This is a genomic window from Microvirga massiliensis (assembly GCF_001006805.1).
GTDB lineage: Bacteria > Pseudomonadota > Alphaproteobacteria > Rhizobiales > Beijerinckiaceae > Microvirga > Microvirga massiliensis.
On record NZ_LN811364.1, the window covers coordinates 187,136 to 196,516 of the forward strand.

The window sequence follows — 9,381 nt, forward strand, 5'->3', positions numbered from 1 at the left end:
ACGGGGTCCGATGTGATCGACCTGAACTATCACGAGGGGCAGCCTTGGACCAGGCGGCACACTAATGTGAGTGAGGGTGGGTCTCATGTGGGACAACCTCAAGAGCCTGCCGATGCAGTGGACATCCTACCCAAATCAGCTGCGCCTCTCCTCCCCACGCACGACCGGCAATACCCGCTCCCGCCACTGCGATAATCTCCCCACGCTCATCACGACACGGTCATCCCGCACCACGATCCACAGGGGCACGCCGCCGATTTTGCGCGCGTCGGCGAGCCGCATCCGCAAGTCCCCCGGCCAGGTCACGTCGTCGAAGGCCGCTGCCACCTTAGCGGCGATCACCTCGCGGTAGGTGACGCGCGATGGATCGAGGGTGGCGAGGAAGGCGTTGCGATCATCGCGCCGCCAAGCGCGGCAGGGGGCGCAGTCCTCAGCGCCGACATAGAGGAGCATCAGGGGCTCGCGGTCGATCACCTTGCTCGGGGCGGGCGCAGGTTGGGAGGCGGCATAGGCGCCCACGGCTAGGGCGAGAAGACCCACCGCCGCAAGCCGCGCGGCCTGCGCGGGCGCAATCCCTCCCACCATCTTCCTGACACGCTGCATGCGCCGCCGGACCTCCAATTTGGAGCCTAATCCCGAACGGCGCACGCGCACTTATCCAAAATCAAGGCCCTCTGTCGCCACCTGCGGGATGCTGCTGCGATCCGACGAGTGCGCGAGGCCGCCCATGACGCCGACCGGTATCGAACCCGCAGCTCCGCAGGCCGAAGAAACCGAACCCGTCCCCTTCATGCAGCGGGTCCTCGACGATCCGTTCCTGCTGCTGTTCCTGGGCGTCGCCATCCCGACGGTTCTCTACATCGTCTGGGGCGTGATGGAGGTTGCCTCCATCCCCCTGGCGCAATGACGGATCGCAGGGGAGAAACGCCATGGCCATCACGCCTCCGCAACAGCGCATCTGGTGGAACGAGCCGATCGAGCGGGTCGAGCTGATCTGGATCGGCGTGGCCTTCCTGTGGGGCCTGTTCATGTTCTTCTTCATGATCGCCTGGCACTTCATCGGGCAGCAGAACCTCTCGAACGAGACTTACCGCATCGCGCCGACGGCCTATGGCGAGAAGGTCGATGCCTTCGCGGCGAAATACCAGGTGCGGGAGGAGGAAGGCGTCCCGGTCGTGCGGCCCCCGGCCGGCGCGGACGTCTACCTGCTCGGGCGGCTCTGGCAATGGTGGCCGATCCTCGAGCTCGAGAAGGGGCAGAGCTACCGCGTGCACCTGTCCTCGGTCGATTGGCAGCACGGGTTCTCGCTGCAGCCCACCAACATCAACATCCAGGTCCATCCGGGATTCGAGCACGTCCTCACGCTCACGCCGACGGAAGCCGGCGAGTTCGGGATCATCTGCAACGAGTTCTGCGGGGTCGGCCACCACACGATGACCGGCCGGATCATCGTCACCGCGAAGCGCACGGCGGCCAGGATGGAGGCCCAGTGAGATGACGATCGGCATCACCTCCGCTCCTCCCGCCGTCCGCACCGCGGATTACCGGGTCTGCCGCTATACCGGCCTGAAGGTCGACATCGCGGCCCAGCAGCTCATCAAGGCGAACGCCGTCGCGGCGGTCGTCTTCCTGGCGACCGGCGGCCTCATGGGCCTCCTCGTCGCGCTGACGCGCTGGCCCGCCGTGCATCTCCTCTCGGCCGAGACCTTCTATCTCGTGCTCACCGCGCACGGCGCCAACGTCCTCCTGTTCTGGATCATCTTCTTCGAGATCGCGGTTCTGTATTTCGCCTCGGCGATCCTCCTCAATTCGCGCCTCGCCGGGCCGCGCTGGGCCTGGGCGGGCTTCGTCCTGATGGTGCTCGGCGCGCTCATCACCAACGTCGCCGTCCTGCAGGGCGAATCGACGGTGATGTTCACCTCCTATCCGCCGATGATGGCGAAGCCGCACTTCTATCTCGGCATCATCCTGTTCGCGGTCGGCGCGCTGATCGGCGTCGGCGTGTTCTTCGCGACCCTCGTCATCGCGAAGAGCGAGCAGACCTACAAGGGCTCGATCCCGCTCGTCACCTTCGGGGCGCTGACGGCGGCGATCATCGCCGTGTTCACCATCGCCTCGGGCGCGATCATCCTGATCCCGACGATGCTCTGGTCGATGAGCTGGATCAGCAACATCGATCCGCTGATGTACAAGATCGTCTGGTGGGGGATGGGGCATTCCTCGCAGCAGATCAACGTCTCGGCGCATGTCGCGATCTGGTACCTGATCGGCGCGCTCGTCGTCGGCACGACGCTCGCCTTCATGGCGGTGACCTAACTCGTGCTGCCGCTGATCTTCGAGCGAGAGGTGATCTGGCCGAAGCTCGCGAAGGTGCAGCCTTATCTGTTCGGCATCGGCGCCGCGGGCATCTCGCTCTTCATGATGGGCGCAGGCACGCTCGGCGTGGCGCGCCGGCACTGGGACATCAGCTTCGCGGATGCGGCGCTCTCGTTCCAGCACTCCTCGGGCGCCTTCCTGATGATGGGGCTCAACGGCATCAGCGCGGTGATCGCAGCGCTCGGCGGGATCCTCTTCGTGCTGATCACTGTCGGAACGGTGCTGTTCGGCAAGAAGACCACGCTCGGCCACCAGCTCACCTTCCCGCTGCACTCGGCGGCGCGCGAAGTCTCGCAATACGGCAGCCACATGACCGTGAAGCTGCCCGGCACGATCATCCTGGTCACGACCTTCTTCGTGTCCTTCGTGCTCTACTATTTCGTGAACTGGAAGTATCTGTCCGAGCTGTGGCTCTTCCGGTGAGGGGAGGAAGGCACTATCATCATGAAGCGCAGTGCTTCCCCCCTCACCCGCTCCAATTTGGCAGAACGAACCCAAATGTGCCTTCACCTCTCCCTCGACGGGAGAGGTCGGCTGCGAAAGCATCCGGGTGAGGATGGCAGCGCCAACTTTGCAAGCACAGCGCAACTCTGCGCTTTTGCGCTGGCGGCATTCCTCGCCTGCTCCAGCGCCTTTGCGCAATCCGGCGCCGGCCCCGCTGCCCCACGCCTCGATCCGCAGACAGTCCTCGAACGCAGTGAAGCCGCGCTCGGACGCACGCTCGACGCGCACACGCTTACGGTTTCCACCGGGCGCACCTTCACGCTCGTAGACTACCGCGGACACCCGCTCGTCATCAGCCTGATCTACACGAGCTGCAGCTCGGTCTGCCCCACCACGACCGAGCATCTCGCGCAGGCCGTGAAGCAAGCCCGCAAAGCCCTCGGTGACGAGTCCTTCGCGGTGCTCAGCGTCGGCTTCGATGCGCGCCGCGTCGCTCGATGATCTCCTCGCCGTCGAGGGCGACGAGGCCCACGTCGCGGAACTCGGCTTTGAGGTGCGCATCCGCCGCCCGCATCCATGAGATTGGCATCACGCGGCGTCATAGTCTTCGGCCGTTGGCCAAGTGGTCGCAGCGAGGATCGCCTGGACCCGCTCGAGCTGCTCGGCGGCAGCCCTGACGCCGCTGTGCAACGCCGCTCGGCTAGGTCGGGAGGAACCCGTTCACGGCTGCTCCTAGCTCAAGGAGCAGGTGCCTTGCAGGTGCGCTCCAACCCCGACGAGGGCTGATCCAGGGAGGCTGATTCTCCGCATTTTCGTCGGCGTCCTAGTCGCCACTGGCGGAATCACAGTCCCAATAATGCTCGCAAGACGTAGCCTCATTGCTGCCTGCATCATTGTGGCCCGTGCTTTCATTGTCGACACAACGTTGGTCACCTCGAATTGCCTAATCTGCTGTGGATCACGGTAACTCGGTGCCGCAAGCAAAGCACGGGTTGTGATTACGTCCCTAGCCCGGATTTCTCAAACCGGAGGCGTGCATCGGGGCTCTGAGTGAGTCAAAGTTGTTATGCAGCAACACTTTAGGCCAGACCAGAGGAGTTCCCCGATGCCGACAAAGTGTAGCTCAGACCTGTTTGGTTTTGCACCCGTCGAGGGACACCCGGTTGTGGCGGCCTTCGACGGCGGCGCGATCACCTCGGATTCCGGGGCGCTGCTCGTGGGCGCCACCGATCGGGTCATCCATCTCATCGGACGCTTTGCCGCCTGCTTCCGGGACGCGCGCTGCCCACAGCTCGTCGAGCATAAGGTGACGACCCTGATCGGTCAGCGCGCGTTTGGCATCTGCTTGGGATATGAGGACCTCATCGACCAGGATGAGCTGCGGCACGATCCAGTCTTGGCGGTGCTCGCCGGCAAGCTGACGGCCCACCGATCAGACTGCGCGCCGCTGGCGGGCAAGAGCACGCTCAACCGCCTCGAGCTCAGTCGCGCGGTGCCAACGCGCTATTACAAGATCAGCTACGATGCGGCCCAGATCGAGCGGCTGTTCGTGACCCTGTTCCTGGAGGCGCATCGCACGGCGCCGAAGCAGATTATCCTCGATCTGGATGCCACCGACGATCCCCTGCACGGCCACCAGGAGGGCCGCTTCTTTCACGGCTATTACGACACCTACTGCTATCTGCCGCTGTACATCTTCTGCGGGCGCCATCTGCTCTGTGCCAAGCTGCGGCCGGCCAACATCGATGGGAGTGCCGGCGCGCTCGAGGAGGTCGAGCGGATCGTGCGCCAGATCCGCGCCCGCTGGCCGCGCGTGCGCATCCTGCTCAGAGCTGACTCGGGCTTCGCCCGCGAGGCCCTGATGGCTTGGTGCGAACAGAACCGGCTCGATTATGTGTTCGGGCTGGCCCGCAATCCGCGCCTGGTCGAGGAGATCACGGTCGAACTTCTGCAAGCCGAAGAGGAAGCAGGGCAAACGGGCCAGGCCGCCCGCCGCTACAAGGACTTCCGCTGGTCCACTCTGGAGAGCTGGTCGCGCCGGCGGCGGGTGATCGCCAAGGCCGAGTGGACGGAAGGCAAGGCCAACCCGCGCTTCGTCGTGACCCCGCTCTGGCGAGCCGAAGCCGCCGCCCAGTTCCTCTATGAAGCGATCTACTGCGCGCGCGGCGACATGGAGAACCGCATCAAAGAGGCGCAAGGAGTCCTGTTTGCCGACCGCACCTCGGCGGCGACGCTGCGGGCCAACCAGTTGCGGCTGTGGTTGGCGTCCATGGCCTACGTGCTGCTGTGCGCGCTGCGCCGCATCGGGTTGGCGCACACCCAGTTTGCTGAAGCGAGTTGCGGCACGATCCGGCTGAAGTTGCTCAAGATCGGGGCTCTGGTGCGCGTCTCGGTACGGCGGATCAAGATCGCAATGGCCTTCGCCTGCCCCTACCAGCACGAGTATGCGCTCGCGCACGCCCGATTACGTCATGCCGCCGCCTGAGCGCGGTCCATCACACCCCGGCCCACCACCAGAGGATCCGACATCGCTGAGCAGACCGCACTGCCACCGGCAGTGATGGCGCCCGTTCGTCCAGCCGACTGCCGTGCTCCGCACGGCGCCCTCAACCCGCTTCAAACATGCCCGTTTGAGAAATGCAGGCTAGAAAGGGGCCTGACGAACCTGGAGCACTTCCTGGGATACTGGGTTAAGCTGAGAGCTCTACCGGAGACGTTGCGGTGGCTGAAGTCAGTAAAGCTCTCACCGCGACCGGACCAAGCGCCGTAGGCGCACCGATCCGACCATCAGCGTCAATCAGGACAGCGGCAGGTGTTCCGCCACACCGGTATGCATCAAGCACCTCGTGATCCTGCTGCAGCAGGATCGGCGCGTGTACGAGGCCGCCAAATTTCGCGCGGTTTGCCTCCGGCGTCCCGCGACTGATCAGTGCGAGAGGCAGTGAGGCGTCGCGCCTGCGCTCCAGGTCCATGAAGTCAAACAGCAGTTCGCCGCACGTGCTGCAACCTGGGTCAACAAAGGTTAGGAGGACCTGAGTTCCCGGCGCGCGCAACCCCTCAAGATCGAGGGTTCCCCCTGCCAGCGTGGGCAAGCGAAACCCCGGGGCAGGGGTTCCCACCGGTAGAGCATCCCGAGCCTCAGCCTGTCCTGCCGGAGCGAAGGTTGTGCCGCTCACGCGTGCTTCGAGTGCCTCAATGCGCAATAGCAGGCGGCCGTTCTGACGCAGCAAGTGAAGCACGAGCCAAGCACAGAGGCTCAGCGTAAAGAGTATGGCCGCTGCCGCTAAAAGGGCCACGAGTGGGACATCAATATGCGCAGCGAACCACGACCCGAGGCTTGATCCCGCATAGCCCGAGCTAGGCCAGACGAGCCACATGGCGAGGCTGGCCAATCCCATGCTGAAGATTAGGGCAGGCCATCCCGCTGGGGCGGTGTGGATCTGTCCAAAGCAGTGGCAATCAGGTTGGCGGCCAAGAGCGAGATTAGTGCCGATGGCAGCAGAGAAGACAAGGAGGAGTATCAGCGCGCCAAGCGCTCCCCACCACGCAGTCGACTCGAGCGCCAAGGCTGCCGCAATGCTCAACTCGCTGAGGGGAATAAAAGCGCCGAGCGGCTTTACTACCACGGAGGGCATCCCGAAGTCGATCAGCGCCTCACGAAAGCCCTGCTTGTCGACGAGTTTGCCCAGACCAGCCACTAAGAATATCACGATAAGCGCGATGCGGGCACTGTCGAGGAAGCTTAGCATGCAGGCGCTCCTTAGATCGACAAGTCAGCAATCAAATCAAGAGTATGGCGCCGATTGTTATTGAAATCTATCTTTGTTGGGCGTTATCTCCTTTGAAGTTTGGCTCTTGACTTTGGTGCCTTTGCGCCAGCCTTGGAGTTAGACCGATGCTCGCCGGCGCTTGAATGGCTTCGTCGACGACATCCGGAGAGAGGTAAGCAGTCTTGGCGTGCCGGTAAGGAGAACCGCCATGGACCCACGGCGCCTCGATGACCTTGCCCGCTCGATGGCTACCGGCATGCGCCGTCGAACGGCTCTAATAATGTTGATGGGCATTGCTGCAGGCAGTCTTCTAGGGCGTCTCTCGCCGTATCTCGTCGGGCGGGCGGCCGCGCAGGCTTGCAGTCAGGACATCCCGACGGCGGCCTCGCTTCAGGCAGCACGCACGGCGCTTGCTGGCGGTGCGACTGACGTCGCTCTCAGCCCAGGGGGCTGTGTGCGCTACCGACGCTGGTCCACCAGTACACCAGTGGGAGCGTGGGCGAACCGCGAACTAATCAGCTATGGCGGCCAAACGATAACTGAGTGGAACCACAACGTTGTCTCAGCAACGCCTCCACATTCCCCCTTTCCGCCACCGCCGTTCTTCTTCATTGTCTCGACCGGCACCCGCGATGGCAATCTGGATGGTTTTGCCGAATGGCAAGCGACAATCCAGCGCGTAATCCCACTGTCTACAATCGCTGGTCCCCTCCGGACGGCAATTGAGATAACCGAGTACGATCCAAACTCCCGGTTGCCCGTCCGGCGATGGACGAAGACGTATCCGGGTGACGGCACCGTGCACGTGAAGTTGGAAGAGGGTGCGGGCAGCCTCCAAGTCATTTCTGAATACGATAGGCTTGCTGTCGTGGAAAACAACGAACCAGCACCCGCTACCCTTAATGGGCATGGGGTCGTCGCGGTTCAGGCGACATCTCCGGTGAGCATACCATGTCCGGCAGGTCTGGAAACCGAGGTTCGGAACCTGTTGCCCTTCGCTGGCGGAAACGGTGGTGGCTGTCTTCACAGCTTGGGTTTCATTGCCGAAGCCGCTGTACTTGCACAGAACTCCTTGCGTAACTTCACGCTTGGGTGTGCGAAGGGAAGCACAGGCTGGCAAGCGCAAATTGACACAGCGAGCGCAGATGACCCCTTGCGTGCGATCGAGCTGAAGATCAACCTCGATAGCTGGGCTGATCCTAGTCGCCGTGAGACTATTCTGTTTCACGAACTGCTGCACACCGTATTCGCCGACGAACACGCAGCACCTTTAGAGGGGTCAAGCAAGGGTGATGACGCGCGCTGGCGGGAGTTTGACCGAATCGGCTCGTGCAACAGTTTGTGCTACAACCCGAACGCGACTAAGTGTGAGTGTGCGACTTGCTTCGGCAAGAAGATCTGCGATGCGCCATGCGATTCCCTTAAGGGATGCTATTCAACGCAGCGGGGAGGCTTTTGTCCCTGCAAAGATGAGGCCAGGAAGCTCCCAGAGCGGTGGTATGCCTCGTTTACAGAGTGCGTGACGGAGTGCCCTAAAGGGACAAAGTGCTTTGGTGTACAGTGCATCCAAGAGGAGAATGCCTGTAAGTAGGCCCGACCTCCCGCCCTGGCCGGATGTCCAGTGCATCCCAGTAGCGGATCAGAGGGCTGGATAGCGCGATGTGGTTTCCTCAAGGGCCACGGTGATATCGCAGCAGATCCCATCCATCCGATGCTTGGCGTCAGGCGGCAGCCCCTCACCCCGTTCAATGCGCTCTGGCATGAGGCTCTCGGCGAGCTCGCGGAGCTTGTCGGCGATAGATGCGACCAGGGCCTCGATGTCAGCTTTGTCCGTCACGGCCTTGGCCCGACGGCGGGACGCGCCTTCTCCAAGCGTAGCGTCGATGAAATTGCCGATCTCACCAACGCGCCGCTGGGCATCGCCGGGGATCCACTCATCGACTTCCATGCGCTCGGGCACGAGGCTCGGCCAACTCGTAGACATACGGCATGAGATCTTTGACGGTTTCCTTCCGCCAGTGCGGACGAGGGATTTGAACCCCCGATACAAGGATTATGACGCCTAAGATAGCTACATTGACTCAGATCAGATACTGACTTTTGCGCCACTGTTGCGTCAGTCGTCCAATTACTCTCTGATACATCCAAGGCAGATCCGACTGATACTTTGATGTTTATTTCGCTTACATTCGCGATTGGTTGATGTAAGGCAAACGAGTCTTTACAATACTTGCCATATGTTGCATTCTGATGGCCTCAACAAAATGAGGTGCATCAATGACGAAAGTGGCAAAGCGCGTCTGGAAATCTCAGGGGATCGAAAGGAGTGCCTGGGTTCTGCGATATGTCGATCACACCGGTGTCCGTCGGTCGAAACAGTTCCGAAGAGCTGGCTCGGGAAATTTGGGCAGCGGGATAAGTGGAGTTTCTGCCTGAGAGCAGCCAGAAGGGCTGCCGAACAGGAGAGACGATGAGCAAGAGACCCCGCCGCAACCACTCTCCGGCTTTCAAGGCCAAAGTGGCCCTGGCCGCCGTGAAAGGCGAGAAGACCCTCGCGGAGCTAGCCCAGCAGTTCGACGTGCATCCAAACCAGATCACCCAGTGGAAGACCCAGCTCCTTGACGGAGCCGCTGGCGTGTTCGGATCAGAGAAGGCCGGATCGACGAACCCGCCGGTCGACGTCAAGACGCTGCATGCCAAGATCGGCGAGTTGACCCTGGCCAACGATTTTTTAGAGCACGCGCTCGCCAAAACCGGAGTGTGGCCGAGCGCAAAGCGATGATCGACCGCT

The 9,381-nt window shown here is 62.3% G+C and carries 9 protein-coding genes and 1 pseudogene; 7 read left to right on the forward strand and 3 right to left on the reverse strand.

Annotated elements, in window-relative coordinates:
• Nucleotides 1-135: 135 nt before the first annotated feature.
• Complete coding sequence (locus tag BN1233_RS34535) at nt 136-603, reverse strand: hypothetical protein (RefSeq protein WP_046868150.1); 468 nt, start codon at nt 601-603, stop codon at nt 136-138.
• A gap of 124 nt (nt 604-727) precedes the next feature.
• On the opposite strand from BN1233_RS34535, the gene BN1233_RS34540 reads away from it, so the two are divergent.
• From BN1233_RS34540 to BN1233_RS34560, 6 genes are all read left to right on the forward strand, one after another.
• On the forward strand, nt 728-907 hold the full coding sequence (locus tag BN1233_RS34540; RefSeq protein WP_046868151.1) for a hypothetical protein: 180 nt from the start codon (nt 728-730) through the stop codon (nt 905-907).
• A 22-nt stretch (nt 908-929) separates the two neighbouring features.
• Nucleotides 930-1,493 carry a cupredoxin domain-containing protein gene (locus BN1233_RS34545; RefSeq protein WP_046868152.1) on the forward strand — a complete coding sequence of 188 codons (564 nt, stop codon included), beginning with the start codon at nt 930-932 and terminating at the stop codon, nt 1,491-1,493.
• Between the two features lies 1 nt (nt 1,494).
• Complete coding sequence (locus tag BN1233_RS49300; RefSeq protein ID WP_048710748.1) at nt 1,495-2,316, forward strand: cbb3-type cytochrome c oxidase subunit I; 822 nt, start codon at nt 1,495-1,497, stop codon at nt 2,314-2,316.
• Between the two features lie 3 nt (nt 2,317-2,319).
• Complete coding sequence (locus BN1233_RS49305; protein WP_048710750.1) at nt 2,320-2,799, forward strand: hypothetical protein; 480 nt, start codon at nt 2,320-2,322, stop codon at nt 2,797-2,799.
• Nucleotides 2,800-2,874: 75 nt separating this feature from the next.
• Nucleotides 2,875-3,321, forward strand: a complete 447-nt coding sequence (locus BN1233_RS34555) for an SCO family protein (RefSeq protein WP_052764067.1) — start codon at nt 2,875-2,877, stop codon at nt 3,319-3,321.
• Between the two features lie 604 nt (nt 3,322-3,925).
• Nucleotides 3,926-5,305 carry an IS1380 family transposase gene (locus tag BN1233_RS34560; RefSeq protein WP_046868153.1) on the forward strand — a complete coding sequence of 460 codons (1,380 nt, stop codon included), beginning with the start codon at nt 3,926-3,928 and terminating at the stop codon, nt 5,303-5,305.
• Between the two features lie 205 nt (nt 5,306-5,510).
• Here BN1233_RS34560 and BN1233_RS34565 read toward each other — a convergent pair whose 3' ends face one another.
• A complete protein-coding gene (locus BN1233_RS34565) occupies nt 5,511-6,569 on the reverse strand; it encodes a MauE/DoxX family redox-associated membrane protein (RefSeq protein WP_046868154.1) in 1,059 nt (352 codons plus the stop codon).
• Between the two features lie 1,660 nt (nt 6,570-8,229).
• Nucleotides 8,230-8,574 (reverse strand): hypothetical protein, encoded by a 345-nt coding sequence (locus BN1233_RS34575; RefSeq protein WP_046868156.1) that lies wholly within the window; start codon nt 8,572-8,574, stop codon nt 8,230-8,232.
• A gap of 486 nt (nt 8,575-9,060) precedes the next feature.
• Between BN1233_RS34575 and BN1233_RS34580 the strand changes: the two are divergent.
• Nucleotides 9,061-9,381 (forward strand): annotated as a pseudogene (locus BN1233_RS34580) (transposase); the annotation flags it as partial.

Excerpts from the sequence above, each read along its gene's own strand:
- BN1233_RS34535 (WP_046868150.1), bottom strand. The coding sequence starts at position 603 with ATGCAGCGTGTCAGGAAGATGGTGGGAGGGATTGCGCCCGCGCAGGCC.
- BN1233_RS34540 (WP_046868151.1), top strand. The coding sequence starts at position 728 with ATGACGCCGACCGGTATCGAACCCGCAGCTCCGCAGGCCGAAGAAACC.
- BN1233_RS34545 (WP_046868152.1), top strand. The coding sequence starts at position 930 with ATGGCCATCACGCCTCCGCAACAGCGCATCTGGTGGAACGAGCCGATC.
- BN1233_RS49300 (WP_048710748.1), top strand. The coding sequence starts at position 1,495 with ATGACGATCGGCATCACCTCCGCTCCTCCCGCCGTCCGCACCGCGGAT.
- BN1233_RS34555 (WP_052764067.1), top strand. The coding sequence starts at position 2,875 with ATGTGCCTTCACCTCTCCCTCGACGGGAGAGGTCGGCTGCGAAAGCAT.
- BN1233_RS34560 (WP_046868153.1), top strand. The coding sequence starts at position 3,926 with ATGCCGACAAAGTGTAGCTCAGACCTGTTTGGTTTTGCACCCGTCGAG.
- BN1233_RS34565 (WP_046868154.1), bottom strand. The coding sequence starts at position 6,569 with ATGCTAAGCTTCCTCGACAGTGCCCGCATCGCGCTTATCGTGATATTC.
- BN1233_RS34575 (WP_046868156.1), bottom strand. The coding sequence starts at position 8,574 with ATGTCTACGAGTTGGCCGAGCCTCGTGCCCGAGCGCATGGAAGTCGAT.